Genomic DNA, 15,867 nt, shown 5'->3' with positions numbered 1-15,867 from the left:
CTCAGGCTTTCTTGCCAACCAAACCACCGAACCAGCTCTTGAGCAAAGCCCAGAAGATGGCCAGGCCGTTGATCTCGCGGGCCACCACGGGAGCGGCCGGTGCGGGTGCAGGCACCGCAGCGTCGCCGCCCGACACCGCAGCCGTTGCAGCAGTTGCAGCCGCTGGCGAGCCTTCGGCCGCAGGCAAGGTCAGCGCAGTCTGGCGGAAGTTTTCAACAAACTGCGCCAGCAGCATGTCAGAGACCTGCACCATCATGCGGCCGCCGAACTGCGCGAACTTGCCGTTTACGATCACAGCGGCCTGGCCGTTCAGCACGCAGTGCGCTGGGTTGGCCGGGTCGGCGGTGATGATGGCCGTCAGGTCCATCGAGGCAGACGAGCCGCCCTTGTCCGCACCTTTGCCGCGCAAGACCATCTTGCGTTCGGCCGCCACGGCTTCGATCACGTCGACCGTGCCGCCGAACTGGGCCACAGCCGGGCCGACCTTGACCTTGACGCCGCCCTTGAACGAGGTCTCGGACAGCTGCTCGGTGATTTCGGCACCGGGCATGCAGTTGGCAGTCGCCTTCAGGTCGGTCAGCAGGGCCCAGGCCCGTGCCGCGTCCACATCCAGCGGGTATTGTTTGTCGAGTTTGACTTCCATGATGATTCCTGATTACAAAGCGGCGCCGTGCTCGCGCAGCGCTTTCCAGGTGCGGAAAGCGTTGTGCGGCATGTCCAGGTGCGTGACACCCAGGTGCGAGAAGGCATCGACCACAGCCGAGGTGAAGGTGGGGATGGAGCCGACGTGTGGGGATTCGGCCACGCCCTTGGCACCCAGGGGGTGGTGGGGCGAAGGCGTCACGGTGTGGTCGGTTTCCCAGTGCGGGGTTTCCACGAAGGTGGGCAAGAAGTAGTCCATCAGCGTGTTGCCCAGCAGGTTGCCCTGTGCATCAAAAGGCATTTGCTGGCCCATGGCCACGGCAAAACCTTCGGTCAGACCGCCGTGGATCTGGCCGTCGATGATCATCGGGTTGATGCGGGTGCCGCAGTCGTCCAGCGCATAGAAGCGGCGGATCTTGGTCTCGCCCGTGGCACGGTCGATGTCGACCACGCACAAGTAGATGCCAAACGGGAAAGTGAAGTTCGGTGGGTCGTAGTAATGCACGGCTTCCAGGCCTGGCTCCAAGCCATCTGGTGGCTGGTGGTAGGCCTGCCACGCCACGTCGGCCATGGTTTTGAACTTGCTGTCGTCGCCCTTGACCTTGAAGCGGTCCACTTCCCAGTCGAGGTCGTTTTCATTGACTTCGAGCATGTGGGCGGCGATCTTGCGGGCCTTCGCGTGGATCTTGCGAGCAGCCAAGGCAATGGCGGCACCGGCCACGGGCGTGGAGCGCGAACCGTAGGTGCCCAGGCCGTAAGGCGCTGTGCTGGTGTCGCCTTCTTCCACCTGAATCACTTCAGACGGAATCCCCAGCTCGGTGGCGATGATCTGCGCGTAAGTGGTCTGGTGGCCCTGACCTTGCGTGATCGTGCCCATGCGGGCAATCGCGCTGCCGGTGGGGTGGATGCGGATTTCGCAGGAGTCGAACATGCCCACACCCAGGATGTCGCACATCTTGGAAGGACCGGCCCCGACCACTTCGGTGAAGGTGACCAGGCCAATGCCCATCAGCGTGGGGCTGTTGGGGTCGGCGCGTTTGGCCGCTTGCTCGGCACGCAGGCCTTTGTAGTCCACGGCTTCGAGCACTTTGTCCAAAGCGGTTTGGTAGTCACCCGAGTCGTATTCGAAACCGAAGGCGCTGGTGTAGGGGAATTGTTCTTTCTTGACGAAGTTCTTGGCGCGGATTTCGGCCTTGTCCATGCCCAGCTTTTGCGCCAGCACGTCGACCATGCGCTCGATCAGGTACACCGCTTCGGTCACACGGAAGGAGCAGCGGTAGGCCACGCCACCGGGGGCCTTGTTGGTGTAGACACCTTTCACGCTGGCGTGCGCGGCCGGGATGTCGTACGAGCCCGAGACGATGTGGAACATGCCCGCAGGGAACTTGGTCGGGTCGGCGCAGGCGTCAAACGCGCCATGGTCGGCCACCACGTTCACGCGCAGGCCGGTGATCTTGCCGTCGGCCGTCGCAGCCAATTCGCCGTCCATGTGGTAATCACGGGCAAAGGCGGTGGACGAGATGTTTTCGATGCGGTCTTCCACCCACTTGACGGGGCGACCCAGCACGATGGACGCGACGATGGCGCAGACATAGCCGGGATAGATGCCGACCTTGTTGCCAAAGCCGCCACCGATGTCGGGGCTGACGATGCGCACTTTGGATTCGGGAATGCCCGAAAGCATGGACACCACGGTGCGCACCACATGAGGCGCTTGCGAGGTGATGAAGGTGGTCAGGTCGCCCTTGATCGGGTCAAAGCTGGCCACGCAGCCGCAGGTCTCCAGCGGGCAGGGGTGCACGCGGGGGTAGTACATGTGCTGCGACACGGTCACTTCGGCTTTGTCAAAAGCCGCATCAGCGGCCGACTTGTCACCTGCATCCCAGGTGAAGATGTGGTTGTGGTGGTCGCGCTTGCCGTGGGCGCCTTCGGTCTTGCCGGCCAGGTCGTCGCGGATCACCGGGGCGCCAGGTTGCAAGGCAGCGTAAGGGTCGAGCACCACGGGCAGCTCTTCGTATTCGATCTCCACGGCTTCGACCGCGTCGGCGGCAATGTAGCGGTCGTCAGCGATGACGATGGCCACTTCCTGCATCTGGAAGTGGACCTTCTCGTCGGCCAGCACGGCGGCCACGTCACCGGCCAGGGTGGGCATCCAGTGCAGCTTGAGGGGCTTCAAGTCGTCGGCGGTCAACACGGCGTGCACGCCGGGGATGGCGAGCGCGGCTTCTTTGTTGATCTTGACAATGCGGCCGTGGGCAATGGGGCTGCGCACGATGTCCATGTGCAGCATGCCGGGCATCTTGATGTCATCGACATAGTTGCCCTTGCCCTGGATGAAGCGGGCGTCTTCTTTGCGCAGGCGCGAAGCGCCCATGCCAGCCAGCGCGAGTTCGCGGGCTTCAGCGGTTTGTACCGGTGCGTTCATGTGTGTCTCCGATCAAATGGGTGTTCGCATCAAGCCGCAACGGGCTCTTGCAGTTTTTTGGCGGCGTACTGGACGGCTTTGACGATGTTTTGGTAACCGGTGCAGCGGCACAGGTTGCCGGCCATGCCGTGGCGAATTTCGTCTTCGCTCGGGTTGGGGTTCTCTTGCAAGAAGCGGTAGGCACGCATCAGCATGCCGGGCGTGCAGAAACCGCATTGCAGGCCGTGCTCTTTGTAAAAGCCTTCTTGCACCGCGTGCAGCACGCCCTTGTTGGCCAGGCCTTCGACGGTGAGCACTTCCGAGCCATCGCACTGCACCGCCAGGTGGGTGCAGGACTTGACCGATTGGCCGTCGATGTCCACGGTGCAAGCGCCGCAGTGGCTGGTTTCGCAGCCGATGTGAGCGCCGGTCAGGTTGAGTTCTTCGCGCAAAAAGTGGATCAGCAAGGTGCGTGGTTCAACGGCTTTTTCTTCTTTTTTGCCATTGACGGAAACGGTGACGAGTTTTTTGGACATGTTGTTTTCCTTATGCTTTAAGCGCAGCGCGACCAGGCTTTGTTCAGGGCCCGCTTGACCATCTCACCGGCCATGGCGGTCTTGTATTCGATGTCGCCACGCAGGTCTTCTGCGGGGTCGCAAATGGCAATCGCAGCATCCACAGCGGCCTGCACGTTGGCGGCGTTGAAGGGCTTGTTCAGCAGCGCGGCTTCGGCGGCTTCGGCACGCAGGGCGGTGGGGGCCACGTTGGTCAGCGCAATGCGCACATGGCTGACTTGGTCGCCGCTTTTGCGGATGACCACGGCGCAACCGGCTGTGGCCCAGTCGCCGGTTTTGCGCTTGAGCTTTTCGTAGGCATAACCGGTGCCCGCCGCGAATGCGGGCACGCGGATCTCGCACATGACTTCGTTTTCTTCGAGCAGCGTCATGTAGGTGCCGAGGAAAAAGCCGTCAGCGGCCACGGTGCGGCGGCCGTTCGGGCCTTCCAGCACAAAGGACGCGTCGATCACGATGGACAGCGCGGGGTGGTCGTTGCCGGGGTCGCCGTGGGCGATGTCGCCGCCAATCGTGCCGCGGTTGCGCACCTGCGGGTCAGCGATCAGTTGGGCCGCTTCGCACAGCAAAGGCACTTTGGCTTGCAGGATGGGGGAGCGGATCAGCTCGTTTTCCACCGTCATCGCACCGATCACCACGGTGGCGCCTTCTTCGCGGATGCCCTTGAGTTCGGGGATGCGGTTGATGTCGATCAGGTGTTCGGGCTGCGCAAAACGCAGTTTCATCATGGGCAGTAGGCTGTGGCCCCCCGCCAGCAGCTTGGCGTCAGAGCCCAACTGGCCGAGCAAGGCAACCGCCTCACCCACAGTTTTGGGCGCGTGGTATTCAAAACGCGGTGGAATCATCAAAGGTCTCCTGAGTTTTGTTGGAAAACAGGCGACCAGTATTAGGCAGAGTCTTTTTCCTACCGTGCAGTCAGGTTTTGTTTGATTTCGTCATTTATTGGTCAATTTATTGCACGAAATGCACTTTGAAGAGCACGAAATGAGTTGATCAGGCTTTATCTGTCTCGCAATCAGGGAAAGTCCCAAGTGCCAGCGTGACCCTCAAAAACACTGTACGGCAACGCACATCCGGAGCTGGAACCAAGCATGCCGAACTGTGGAGGGCGCACTCAGCGCAGACCCAGCGCTTCACGCAGTCGCGCGACTTCACCACGAGAGACAGGAATCCGCTGGGTATTTTTACCTTTCAGCAAAACGTGGGTCTTGCTGCCCTCGCGTCCCAAAGACTGCACGGACTGCAGATTGATGATGAAACAACGGTGTACTCGCATGAACTGAGCCGGGTCCAGGCGCAGCGCCAGATCGCCGATGCTCAGGTTGCAAAAGTGGTAGCCCTCACGCGTGAGCACGCGGGTGTAATGGGCTTGCGACTCCAGGCTGAGCACATCGGCGGTGTCCACAAACGAGACTTTTTGATCGGCCACCATCGGGATGCGCGACAAGCGCATGTTTTTCGCTGGCGGCTGGGCAACTGGCATTTCCTGGCCGACCACCGATGTGACGTCGTAAAACACCAGGGCAAAACCGGTGGTCTCGCCGTTGACATCGCCCAGACGGCTGACCTTGATCAGCAGCACCTGTTCGGGGATGTTGATGATCATGGTCATCGGCACCGCATTGGCCATGGGGCAGCCCGAAGCCTCGTCGAGCAAAAAATTGACCTTGGGTTTGGAGCGCTCGGGGTGGAAAGAGGTGACGAGTTTGTTGAAGGGCTGTTTTTCGTCCACCGGCAAGACCCGGCGGGCAAAGTCGTTCATGGCCAGCACATTGCGCTGGGCATCCAGATGGATGACCCCGGCCTCGAACTTCTCAAACAGGTACAGGCTCGGGTTGGCGGTGGTTTTCGGGTCCATGCGATGGCCTCTTTCGCCGCCTGTTTGGCGGTTTGTTGTAGGGGTGAGCCCCCCGCAGGTCCGAAGGCTGTGGGTCGGTTGGGCGTTGGCGAGACTGTAACAACGATTGCGGTCCGCCCCGGTAGTGGGTTCTATTCAGGCCCTTGCTTGCCCCCACCGGATTTGCAGCGATGCATCCATGGCTGTCTCTGGTGTGCATGCCCACCGTGGTCAGCCGATCCCAAACACGCTACAGTGTTTTTCTTTTGTGCCGCCCCGAGGAGCCCCCACCATGAACGCCCCCCTGCACCGCGAAATGCCCGGCAACCTGATCGACAGCGCCCGCGCCCTGAACGACGTCACCCAAGCCTGGGACGGCACCATCTTGCCCGAGCTGAAAAATTACATCGAGATCCCCGCCAAGTCGCCCGCTTTTGACGCTGACTGGGCCGCGCATGGCCACATCGAAACCGTGCTGCGCAATGCCGCGCAGTGGGTCGAGGCGCAAAAGGTGGAGGGCCTGACACTGGAGGTCATTCGCCTGCCGGGCCGCACACCGGTCATGTTTTTTGAAGTAGCCGCCACCCGCGCCGCCAGCGAGGGCTCGGGCCAGACCGTGCTGATGTACGGCCACCTAGACAAGCAACCCGAGTTCAATGGCTGGCGCAATGACCTCGGCCCCTGGACCCCGGTGTACGAAGACGGCAAGCTTTATGGACGAGGCGGCGCAGACGATGGTTACGCGGTCTACGCCAGCATCGCGGCCGTGCAGGCGCTCAAAAGCCAAAAGACACCGCACCCGCGCATCGTCGGCCTGATTGAGACCTGCGAAGAGTCTGGCTCGTACGACCTGCTGCCCTACGTGGACGCGCTGCGCACCCGCTTGGGCGATGTGGGCCTGGTGATTTGCCTGGACAGCGGCGCGGGCAACTATGACCAGCTGTGGCTCACCACCAGCCTGCGCGGCATGGCCAGCGGCACGCTCAAGGTGCAAGTGCTGACCGAGGGCATCCACTCGGGCGACGCCTCGGGCCTGGTGCCGTCGAGTTTTCGCATCATGCGCCAGGTGCTCGACCGCCTCGAAGACAGCGCCACGGGCCGCCTGCTGCCCGCGAGCTTCCATTGCGAAGTGCCTGCCGAGCGCCTCGCGCAAGCGCAGGCCACAGCCGCCATTTTGGGCGACGAGGTGTACAAGCGCTTCCCTTGGGCGCACTACGACTGCGGCGGCTCGACCAGCTTTGCCCTGCCCACGACCACCGACCCGACCCAAGCTCTGCTCAACCGCACCTGGACGCCCACGCTGAGCGTGACCGGGGCGGAAGGCTTTCCGGCCTTGAAAGACGCGGGCAATGTGCTGCGGCCCTACACCGCCTTCAAACTGAGCCTGCGCCTGCCGCCGCTGGTGGATGCCGCGCAAGCTGTGGCCGAAATGAAAGCCTTGCTGGAAGACAACGCACCCTACCAGGCCAAAGTCACCTTTGAAAGCGGCGGCGGCGCGACGGGCTGGAACGCACCTGACACCTTGCCGTGGTTCGAGCAGGCTCTGAACAGCTCCAGCCAGGCACACTTTGGTGCAGGCGTGGGCTATATCGGCCAAGGCGGCACCATCCCGCTCATGAACATGCTCAGCGCCGGTTTCCCCAAAGCACAAATGATGGTCTGCGGCGTGCTCGGACCCAAGAGCAACGCGCACGGGCCCAACGAGTTTTTGCATGTGCCCTATGCCAAAAAACTCACGGCGGCGGTGGCCGAAGTGATGGCGCGCATGCCATGAGCGCCGCGCCCCTGCAGCCCACGCGGTCTGAATTACAAGGCGAAGCGGGCACGCTGGCGGTCTATGACTGGCCGGTGCCGAGCGACACCCCAGCGTTGGGCACCGTGGTGCTGGTGCACGGCCTGGGTGAACACGCCGGGCGCTATGGTGAACTGGCTGCCCAATTGCGCAGCTGGGGTTTCATCGTTCGCGCTTACGACCAGCAAGGCCATGGCCAATCTGCGGGCTCACGCGGCGACATGCTGCGCCCCGGCAGCCTGCAAGCTGATCTGGGTCGCGTGATCGACGCCACGCGCCAGCGCCCACACAGCGCCGACTTGCCGCTGGTGCTGCTGGGCCACAGCATGGGCGGCCTGGTGGTGGCCCGCGCCTCGGCCGAGCAGCTGCGCCCTGTGGACGCGGCGGTGCTGTCGTCCCCCGCACTCGGGGCGTCACCCAACGCGGTGCAAAAACTCTTGCTGGCCACCTTGCCCAAGCTGGCCCCGCACCTGTGTGTGAACAACGGGCTGGATGCCAACTTTGTCGCGCGGGATGCGGCCGAGGTGAAGGCCTACAAGGCCGACCCGTTGGTGCACCGGCGCATTTCGACTGGGCTGGCCGCGTGGGTTTTGTCGCAAGGCACGCGCACCGTCGAAGAAGCTGCGCACTGGTCGGTGCCCACCTTGCTGCTGTATGCGGGCGATGATCACCTGGTGCAAGCTGGCGCCAGTGCGGCCTTTGCCCACTCAGCGCCCGCAGAGGTGGTGCAGGCGCATTGCTTTGAGGCCATGTACCACGAAATCTTCAACGACCCCGAGCGCGAGCAGGTCTACAGCCTGCTCAAGCCGTGGTTGCTTGCACGTTTTTCTGCTTGAGCACCATCCAGGCCAGCGCCATACCAGTCAAGGCCACCGGGAACAGCGAGCCGATGTTCAGCCACATCCAGCCCTGTGTGGTGACCAGTGCGCCTGAGGCGAAGGAAGTCACGGCCATGGTGGCGAACACGAAGAAGTTGATGGCCGCCTGACCCCGGTCTTTTTCGGCGGGGGTCCAGGCCTTCATGGCCAGCGTGGTGCTGCCCGTGAACAGGAAGTTCCAGCCCAGCCCCAGCAAGAACAGCGAGATCAGGAATTGGTGCAACTCCACGCCCGACAAGGCAATCGCGATGCACACAAAGTTGATCACCACGCCCACCGCCATGATCTGCAGCGTACCGAATTTCTTGATCAAGTGCCCCGTGAAAAAGCCCGGCGCGAACATGCCGATCACATGCCACTCCAGCACCAAGGCGGCATCGTCAAAACTGAAGCCGCACACCTGCATGGCCAGCGGCGTGGCCGCCATCAGCAGGTTCATCACGCCGTAGCTGAGCGCCGCAGCGACCGCCGCCACGACGAACACCGGCTGGCGCATGATCTCGGACAGAGGTCTGCCCACGCTGTCGCCCGGCTTTTTGGCAGGCACTGCCGGAAAGCGGATGAAGGCCATGCACACAATGGCCAAAATCGCCACGATGCCCAGCGCCATGTAAGCGCCCAAAAAAGGCGTTTCATACAAAGTGCGGGTGCGCGAGGCCAGGTTGGGGCCGACGATGGCGCCGATCAAACCACCGGCCAAAACGAGTGAAACCGCTTTTTCCTTGAAACCGTCTGCCGCCAATTCGGCCGCCGCAAAACGGTACAACTGGCCGTTGGCACTGTAGTAACCGGCGATCACCGTGGCCGACACCAGCAGCCAGAAGTTGTGGCTCCAGGCGGCATAAGCGGCCAGCAACGCCGAAAACAAAGCCACCACCAGCCCCAGCTGAAAAGACACCTTGCGCCCCCAGCGCGACTGGCTCTTGGCCACCAGCCCGGTCGACAGCGCACCGCCCACCACATAGCCCATGACCGGCAAAGTGGCCATCCAGCCCAGCGGTGCCATGGACAAACCAACCAGGCCGTTGATGGCGATGAAGGTGACGTTGTTGGTGAAGAACAGGCCCTGGCAGAGCGTGAGGAGGATCAAATTGGGGTTCATGTTGGCCAGTGTATCGCCAGCCACTTATGAAGGCGTGTCGCCTTGGCTCAAATAAAAACCTGTTGCCTTGGCTGAAGCCCCCCGTCTCAACTTACTCTGTGTGAGCTGGTTACGAATCTGTGGCTGCTGGTCTTTGTAGGAGATTGCCTGCAAGCGATGCCCTGCGGACCACAACCCATCGCCCACGGGGTGGGCTCCTACGAAGACGGGAACCCATCGCTGGCAAGGTCAGGCGCAAATGGCCAGCACCGCCAAGGGGGCGGTTTCGGCCCGCAGCACGCGCGGGCCCAATGTGATGGGAGCAAATCCGGCGGCCATGGCGCTGGCTTCTTCGCTCGGGCTGAGGCCCCCTTCGGGGCCGCTGAGCACCGTGACGGGGCCGCTGCCGGTCATGGCCGACAGGGCTTGGGTGCCTTCGGACAAGGACAAAATCCAGCGCTCCCCGGCTTCGGCCCGCGCCAACCACTCTTTGAGGGTGACAGCCGCGTGCACTGTGGGCACCCGGTTGCGGCCGCACTGCTCGGCTGCGGCCACGGCCACGCCCTGCCAGTGCGCCAATTTTTTCTCGGCGCGTTCGCCTTTGAGCTTGAGCACGCTGCGCTCAGCCACCAAGGGCGTGATGCTGGCCACACCCAGCTCGGTGGCTTTTTCGACCAGCCAGTCCATGCGCTCGTTGGCGGTGATGCCCGCCAGCAGGTGCACGGCGCGGGCTGCTTCGCGCTCTACGGCGCGGTGTGCGCCCACCTCCACCTCCACCTCGCTGCGCCCCATGCGGGTGACGGTGGCGTCAAACTCACCGCCCTCACCGTTGAACAAGGTAATCACACCGCCCGGCTGCAGGCGCAGCACTTGCACATGGCGGGCAGCGCCTGCAGGCAGGCTCAAGGGCAGGCCTGTGGCCAATGGGGTGGGGCAGTAAAAGCGCGGCATGCTCACATGCGCCCGTAGGCAAAACCGACCTGGGGCGTGGTGCCTTCGATCTCGTCGATCAATTTCAGCAGCGGGCCCAGCTCGCGGTAACGGTCGCAGGTGCTGCGGATGTAATGCAGAAAACGTGGCGCGTCGGCCAGGTATTTGGGCTTGCCGTCGCGCAAGGTCAGCCGGGCAAAGATGCCGGCCACTTTCAGGTGGCGCTGCAGGCCCATCCATTCCACGGCGCGGTAAAACGCACCAAAGTCGCTGTGCCAGTCTTCAAAATCCATCAAGCCCGCCTTGCGGGCTTTTTCCCAATAGCGGATGGTGATGTCGAGCACAAAGTCTTCGTCCCAGGTGAGGAAGGCGTCGCGCATCAGGCTGGCGATGTCGTAGCTGATGGGGCCGTAGACCGCGTCCTGGAAGTCCAAAACGCCGAGCTGAGAGTTTGCGCCAAACGGCATCATCAAATTGCGCGGCATGAAGTCGCGGTGCACATACACACTGGGCGCGGCCAGGTTGCGCTGCACGATCAGGGTGAAAGCCTTGTCAAACACCTCGCGCTGCGCGCCTTGCAGCTGCACGCCCCGGTGCTGGGCCAAATACCAATCGGGGAAGAGGCTCAGCTCTCGGTTAAGGAGTGCGGCGTCATAGGGTGGCAGCACGCCGGGGCGCGAGGCCAGTTGCCACTGCACCAGCGTGTCCACCGCCTGCATGTACAGGCCGTGGTTGGCCTGGGGGCGCTCAGGGTCGATGGCCGACATCATGGTGGCATCGCCCAGGTCGGTTAACAGCATGAAGCCGTCGGCCTCATGCCAGTCCAGCACTTCGGGGGCATTCAGACCAGCGGCCTTCATCAAGGCGGCAATGCGCACAAAGGGCTCGGAGTTTTCCTTGTCGGGTGGTGCGTCCATGACGATGCGGCTGTCGCCCTGCACGGTGTCGACCCGCAGGTAGCGGCGAAAGCTGGCATCGGCCGAGGCGATGCGCAGTGAAGTGGGCACGAGCCCTTGGGTGTGGGCGATGTGGGAGATCCAGCGGTCAAACAAGGCTTGACGGGCCGGGTCGGTCCAAGTGACTGGGTCGGTGGGGAAGGAGGAGGGGTGTGGGCTCATGGATAATCGCATTTTACAAAGCCTGTTTGCACGCTCTCTTGAGTCTCCTGACGCGCCAACCTCCGAACTCCTCCCCCCATTTGTGACCCAACGTTTGGCCTTGAATTCTTTGACGCTTGCTCCTCATTACCCCTGCGCCTTGCGTGCCGTGGTGGTGGCTGTGTTGTTGGCGCTGGATGCAGGGGCCGTTCATGCGCAGGCTCAGGGCTTGATTTTGCGCACCAGCCCGATGCTGGAGGAAAAGATTTCCAATCGCCAACAAAGCGAGGGGGCGGTGTTTCTGGGTGGCGAGCAGGTGACTGCCCGTCCCGACATGGACATGCAGATTCTTGGCCAGGCGATGATCCGACGCCCTGGCTTGAGTGTGCGAGCGAACAAACTGGATTACGACCAAACGCAGGATGTGGTGCAGGCCACAGGTCAGGTGCGCGTGAGCCGCGACGGCAGCTTGTTTGTCGGGCCACGCTTGACACTGCAAATGGACAGTTTCAAGGGCAAGTTTGAAAAGCCCGATTTCGAGCTTTATGGCACAGGCGGCTATGGCACGGCTTCAGAGGTGGAGTTCGTCGATGACAAACGGGCCATCGTTCGCCAAGCCACTTACACCACCTGCCGCCGCATTCCTGGCCCGGAGTGGTTGCCCGATTGGGTGCTCAAGTCCACGCAGATGACGATTGACGAAGAGGAACAGCGCGCCCGCGCCGAAAACGTGCAGCTGCGTTTTCAGGATGTGCCGATTCTGGCCTCACCCGTGGTCAGTTTTCCCCTGACATCGGGGCGGCAGTCCGGTTTGCTGCCGCCCTTGGTGGGCGTAGACACCATCAATGGCGTGCTGATTTCACAACCTTATTACTTGGACCTGGCGCCCAACCGCGATCTGACGGTCACCACCGAGATCATGAGCAATCGGGGGGTGGCTGCTGACAGTGAGTTCCGCTATCTGGAGTCCAATTACCGAGGGCAGGTCAGGCTGAATCTGATGCCGACGGACAAATTGCGGCAAACCAATCGCTGGGGCCTGAGCAGTCAGCACAGCGGCTCCATTGAGACAGGTATTGACGCGGTGGGGCGTGTTGGCCTGGGTTTGACCCTCAATCGCGTGAGCGATGACAACTATTGGCGGGATTTTTCCCGTGCCGGGCTGTTGCTTAAGCAGCGCTTGCTGCCCTCGACCGGGGTTTTGTCCTGGGGGCGGGGCAATTTCAGCATGACCGCGCTGGTGCAGCGCTGGCAAACCCTGCAGGATGTCAGCTCGACCATCACGCCGCCGTATGACCGGGCGCCGCAAATCACCATGCGCTATGGCCAGTGGAATCCTGAGGGTTTGGACTGGTCCGTGGTGGGCGACACCACCCGGTTTGAGGCCGACTACTCGCGCGTGCCCAACAGCATCAGCTTGCTGCGCAATGGCGAGCGCAGTTATGTGCAGGCCCAGGTCAGCCGCCCCTGGATCAGGCCTTGGGGGTTTGTTACGCCCAAAATGCAGTTGCATGCCACACGCTACCAAATGGACCGTGCGCTGGACGATGGCTCGACCTCCGTCAACCGGGTATTGCCCACTTTCAGTGTGGATTCGGGCCTGGTTTTCGAGCGCGAAACCCAATGGTTTGGCCGCGATGTTTTGCAGACTTTGGAGCCTCGGGCCTTTTATGCCCGCACCCCCTACCGCCAGCAAAGCCAGCTGCCGGTCTATGACAGCGGTCCTGCGGACTTCAATTTGTCCACCATCTACAGCGAAAACCCCTATGTGGGTCAGGATCGTTTGGTAGACACCAATGCGGTCACCTTGGGTGTGAACAGCCGATTCTTTGATGCCAGCACGGGCGCAGAGATGCTGCGTTTGGGCATGGCCCAACGTATCCGATTTGAAGACCAGCAAGTGGTGTTGCCGGGCCAGGCTGCTGCTGCCAGCGGTCTGAGTGATCTTTTGCTGGGGGCGGGTATTCGCTGGGATGACCGCTGGGCATTTGATTCGACCATTCAGATCAACAGCCAGACTGACCAGATCAGCCGCACCACGGTGCAAGCGCGTTACACCCCCAGCCCTTACCGCGTGTTCAATGCGGCCTATCGCCTGAACAATCAGTTGTCGCCATCTACCGAGATGCTCGACGTGGGCTGGCAGTGGCCCCTGAGTGATTTGCTCGGACGCTCTGACCGGCAAGCCGAAACGGCTTGGACGCGCACTGCCGGCCAGGGCTTGGGGCCTGATCGCTGGTACTCAGTCGGGCGCCTCAATTTCAGTATGAAAGAAAACCGTGTCGTGGACTCGCTTTTGGGTCTGGAATACGATGCGGGCTGCTGGCTGGGCCGCATCGCCTTGGAGCGGCTGCAAAGCACCGTGACCACGGCCACCAGCCGCTTGTTGTTTCAGATCGAGTTTGTGGGGCTGGCCAGTGTGGGCTCCAGTCCATTGCAGGCACTCAAAACCAATATTCCACGTTACCAATTTTTGCGTGACAACACCGTTCAACCCAGTCGGTTTCAGCACTATGAATGATCGTTTTTTCTTTGCCCGTTCGGCCTGCCTGGTGGGCGCATTCGGCCTGGCCAGTTTGTGGGGGTTCTCCGGCGCCTGGGCTCAAGGGGCCGCAGCCGGTGCCGCCATTCGGCAAGCCGACTTCATTGTGGCGGTGGTCAATTCAGAACCCATCACCAATCAAGAGGTGCAGACATTGCGCCAGCGCATGCTCAAAGATGCCGCAGCCCAGGGGCAAAAAATCAGTGTCGAGGACATCGCCCGCTTGGCGCTGGAGCAATTGATCAACCAAAAAGCGCAAGTCCAGCAGGCCCGCGAAAGCGGCATCAGCATCGAAGACAACGCGCTGGACCAGGCCGAAATGAACGTGGCCAGCAGCAATCAGCTCACGCGCGATGAATTTCGCAAGCGGCTGGTGCAAGACGGCATGAGTGTGGCCAGCTACCGTGAGCAATTGCGTCAACAGTTGATGATTTCCCGGGTTCGGGAACGTGAGGTCGAAGGCCGCATCCGTGTGAGCGATCTGGAGGTGGAGCAGCACCTGCGAGAGCTTCTGAGAGATCAGGGCGCTCAAGGGCCGGTGGACCTGAATCTGGCCATGATCCTGATTGCAGTGCCTGAAAACGCCAGCGAGGCACAGATCAAGGTCTTGTCCGAGAAGGCGACCGTGGTGGCCCGGCGTGCCCGAAGTGGGGACAACTTTGCCGAGCTGGCCAAAAACTTTTCACAAGCCAGCGACCGAGGCGCCAATGGCGGCGAGATGGGCTTGCGTCCCGCAGAGCGCTATCCGGAACTGTTTGTGGAGGCCACGCGCAAGCTTCAGGTCGGCATGACATCGGATGTGGTGCGCTCCGGTGCCGGCTTTCACATTCTCAAAGTGATTGAGCGGCGGCAAGGCCCGACCACCCTGATGGCCACACAGACCCGTGCGCGCCACATTTTGCTGCGGCCTTCTGCCCAGATGTCGCAGGCACAGGCCGTGGCCCGCTTGAGTGAGGTTCGACAGAGCATTGTGTCGGGCAAAGCCGATTTTGCAGTGCTGGCCCGCCAGTTGTCGCAAGACGGCAGTGCCCAACAGGGCGGCGATCTGGGTTGGGCGAACGCAGGCATGTTTGTGCCGGAGTTCGAGCAAGTCATGAATAACTTGCGTCCCGGGCAAGTGGGTGAACCTCTGGTGTCGCGTTTCGGGGTTCATTTGATTGAGGTGACGGATCGCCGCAAAGCGCCCATGAGCGAGCAGGATCAGCGCAGCTTGGCGCGCAATGCCCTGCGCGAGAAAAAGCTGGAAGAGGCCTACGCAGCTTGGGTGGAAGATGTGCGAGGACGAGCCTACGTCGAGATGCGTGAGCCCCCTCAATGAAGCACGTTGCGCGCAAACGCTTCGGTCAACATTTTTTGACCGATGGCGGCATCATTGATGCGATTGTGGATGCCATTGGCCCGCAAGCCGGACAGCCCATGGTCGAGATCGGCCCGGGTCTGGCCGCCTTGACCCAGCCCCTGGTCGAGCGGCTGGGCCATCTCACGGTGGTTGAACTCGACCGCGATTTGGCAGTGCGATTGCGCGAACACCCGCACCTTACGGTGGTGGAGTCAGACGTGTTGAAGGTCGATTTCACGGCTTTGGCCGCCCAGATGCAACCAAGCGGCGACTTGCCGCAGCGCATTCGGGTGGTGGGCAATCTGCCCTACAACATCTCCACACCCATCCTGTTTCATTTGTTGGCGCATGTGGACGTGATTGAAGACCAGCATTTCATGCTGCAAAAAGAAGTCATTGACCGCATGGTCGCCAAGCCCTGCACGTCTGATTACAGCCGCTTGTCGGTCATGCTGCAGTGGCGCTACGACATGGCCAATGTGCTGTTTGTGCCTCCCGAAAGCTTTGATCCCCCGCCGCGGGTAGACAGTGCCGTGGTGCGCATGTTGCCCCTGGCCAAGCCTCCTGAGGTCGATGTCAAAAAGCTGGAAACCCTGGTGCAAGTCGCTTTCAGTCAGCGGCGCAAGATTTTGCGCAACACACTGGGCAAATGGCTCGATGAAAAGGGATTTGCAGGCCGGTTCGACCTGCAGCGTCGTGCCGAAGAAGTGCCTGTCGCGGAGTTTGTGGCGCTGGCCCAGTCAGTGTGAAAAC

Annotated in this window: 13 protein-coding genes; 5 read left to right on the top strand and 8 right to left on the bottom strand. The window is 61.8% G+C overall.

Going from position 1 to position 15,867, the window contains the following annotated elements; genetic code table 11:
- Position 1: 1 nt before the first annotated feature.
- The 5 genes from AMM33_RS06995 to AMM33_RS06975 form a co-directional block, all read right to left on the bottom strand.
- Entirely contained in the window at positions 2-643 is a 642-nt protein-coding gene (locus tag AMM33_RS06995; protein ID WP_090139861.1) for a CoxG family protein, read from the bottom strand.
- A gap of 12 nt (positions 644-655) precedes the next feature.
- Positions 656-3,067: an aerobic carbon-monoxide dehydrogenase large subunit gene (locus AMM33_RS06990; RefSeq protein WP_089955714.1), complete on the bottom strand. Its 2,412-nt coding sequence runs from the start codon at positions 3,065-3,067 to the stop codon at positions 656-658.
- 29 nt (positions 3,068-3,096) lie between these two features.
- A complete protein-coding gene (locus AMM33_RS06985; protein ID WP_053169257.1) occupies positions 3,097-3,582 on the bottom strand; it encodes a (2Fe-2S)-binding protein in 486 nt (161 codons plus the stop codon).
- 17 nt (positions 3,583-3,599) lie between these two features.
- A complete protein-coding gene (locus AMM33_RS06980; RefSeq protein WP_090139860.1) occupies positions 3,600-4,463 on the bottom strand; it encodes an FAD binding domain-containing protein in 864 nt (287 codons plus the stop codon).
- Positions 4,464-4,732: 269 nt separating this feature from the next.
- Complete coding sequence (locus AMM33_RS06975) at positions 4,733-5,476, bottom strand: LytTR family transcriptional regulator (protein WP_090139858.1); 744 nt, start codon at positions 5,474-5,476, stop codon at positions 4,733-4,735.
- A 271-nt stretch (positions 5,477-5,747) separates the two neighbouring features.
- Here AMM33_RS06975 and AMM33_RS06970 point away from each other — a divergent pair, with 271 nt between their 5' ends.
- Together AMM33_RS06970 and AMM33_RS06965 are read left to right on the top strand one after the other, a co-directional pair.
- On the top strand, positions 5,748-7,229 hold the full coding sequence (locus AMM33_RS06970; RefSeq protein WP_090139857.1) for a M20 family metallopeptidase: 1,482 nt from the start codon (positions 5,748-5,750) through the stop codon (positions 7,227-7,229).
- Positions 7,226-8,083 (top strand): alpha/beta hydrolase, encoded by an 858-nt coding sequence (locus AMM33_RS06965; RefSeq protein ID WP_090139855.1) that lies wholly within the window; start codon positions 7,226-7,228, stop codon positions 8,081-8,083. Before AMM33_RS06970 ends, AMM33_RS06965 begins: the two co-directional genes overlap by 4 nt.
- On the opposite strand, the gene AMM33_RS06960 is transcribed toward AMM33_RS06965, so the two are convergent.
- From AMM33_RS06960 to AMM33_RS06950, 3 genes are all read right to left on the bottom strand, one after another.
- Entirely contained in the window at positions 8,049-9,227 is a 1,179-nt protein-coding gene (locus AMM33_RS06960; RefSeq protein WP_090139904.1) for an MFS transporter, read from the bottom strand. The two genes, AMM33_RS06965 and AMM33_RS06960, sit on opposite strands and share 35 nt — an antisense overlap.
- Before the next feature lie 228 nt (positions 9,228-9,455).
- Positions 9,456-10,157 (bottom strand): 16S rRNA (uracil(1498)-N(3))-methyltransferase, encoded by a 702-nt coding sequence (locus AMM33_RS06955; RefSeq protein ID WP_090139854.1) that lies wholly within the window; start codon positions 10,155-10,157, stop codon positions 9,456-9,458.
- 2 nt (positions 10,158-10,159) lie between these two features.
- Positions 10,160-11,254 carry an aminoglycoside phosphotransferase family protein gene (locus AMM33_RS06950; RefSeq protein WP_090139852.1) on the bottom strand — a complete coding sequence of 365 codons (1,095 nt, stop codon included), beginning with the start codon at positions 11,252-11,254 and terminating at the stop codon, positions 10,160-10,162.
- Positions 11,255-11,354: 100 nt separating this feature from the next.
- On the opposite strand from AMM33_RS06950, the gene AMM33_RS06945 reads away from it, so the two are divergent.
- The 3 genes from AMM33_RS06945 to rsmA are packed head-to-tail and all read left to right on the top strand — an operon-like array spanning position 11,355 to position 15,863.
- The gene (locus AMM33_RS06945; protein WP_228767990.1) at positions 11,355-13,754 is read left to right on the top strand and encodes an LPS-assembly protein LptD; all 2,400 of its coding nucleotides are present in this window, start codon (positions 11,355-11,357) and stop codon (positions 13,752-13,754) included.
- Positions 13,747-15,093: a peptidylprolyl isomerase gene (locus AMM33_RS06940; RefSeq protein ID WP_090139847.1), complete on the top strand. Its 1,347-nt coding sequence runs from the start codon at positions 13,747-13,749 to the stop codon at positions 15,091-15,093. The genes AMM33_RS06945 and AMM33_RS06940 overlap by 8 nt, the downstream gene beginning before the upstream one ends.
- Positions 15,090-15,863 carry a 16S rRNA (adenine(1518)-N(6)/adenine(1519)-N(6))-dimethyltransferase RsmA gene (gene rsmA / locus AMM33_RS06935; protein ID WP_090139845.1) on the top strand — a complete coding sequence of 258 codons (774 nt, stop codon included), beginning with the start codon at positions 15,090-15,092 and terminating at the stop codon, positions 15,861-15,863. The genes AMM33_RS06940 and rsmA overlap by 4 nt, the downstream gene beginning before the upstream one ends.
- The last annotated feature ends 4 nt before the right edge of the window (positions 15,864-15,867 follow it).

This window comes from Limnohabitans sp. DM1 (assembly GCF_001269385.1).
GTDB lineage: Bacteria > Pseudomonadota > Gammaproteobacteria > Burkholderiales > Burkholderiaceae_C > Limnohabitans_A.
The sequence above is the reverse complement of the archived record's forward strand: the minus strand, read 5'-3'. Positions and strand labels throughout refer to the sequence as shown.

Excerpts from the sequence above, each read along its gene's own strand:
- rsmA (WP_090139845.1), top strand. The coding sequence starts at position 15,090 with ATGAAGCACGTTGCGCGCAAACGCTTCGGTCAACATTTTTTGACCGAT.
- AMM33_RS06955 (WP_090139854.1), bottom strand. The coding sequence starts at position 10,157 with ATGCCGCGCTTTTACTGCCCCACCCCATTGGCCACAGGCCTGCCCTTG.
- AMM33_RS06990 (WP_089955714.1), bottom strand. The coding sequence starts at position 3,067 with ATGAACGCACCGGTACAAACCGCTGAAGCCCGCGAACTCGCGCTGGCT.
- AMM33_RS06970 (WP_090139857.1), top strand. The coding sequence starts at position 5,748 with ATGAACGCCCCCCTGCACCGCGAAATGCCCGGCAACCTGATCGACAGC.
- AMM33_RS06965 (WP_090139855.1), top strand. The coding sequence starts at position 7,226 with ATGAGCGCCGCGCCCCTGCAGCCCACGCGGTCTGAATTACAAGGCGAA.
- AMM33_RS06960 (WP_090139904.1), bottom strand. The coding sequence starts at position 9,227 with ATGAACCCCAATTTGATCCTCCTCACGCTCTGCCAGGGCCTGTTCTTC.
- AMM33_RS06975 (WP_090139858.1), bottom strand. The coding sequence starts at position 5,476 with ATGGACCCGAAAACCACCGCCAACCCGAGCCTGTACCTGTTTGAGAAG.
- AMM33_RS06940 (WP_090139847.1), top strand. The coding sequence starts at position 13,747 with ATGAATGATCGTTTTTTCTTTGCCCGTTCGGCCTGCCTGGTGGGCGCA.
- AMM33_RS06950 (WP_090139852.1), bottom strand. The coding sequence starts at position 11,254 with ATGAGCCCACACCCCTCCTCCTTCCCCACCGACCCAGTCACTTGGACC.
- AMM33_RS06985 (WP_053169257.1), bottom strand. The coding sequence starts at position 3,582 with ATGTCCAAAAAACTCGTCACCGTTTCCGTCAATGGCAAAAAAGAAGAA.
- AMM33_RS06980 (WP_090139860.1), bottom strand. The coding sequence starts at position 4,463 with ATGATTCCACCGCGTTTTGAATACCACGCGCCCAAAACTGTGGGTGAG.
- AMM33_RS06995 (WP_090139861.1), bottom strand. The coding sequence starts at position 643 with ATGGAAGTCAAACTCGACAAACAATACCCGCTGGATGTGGACGCGGCA.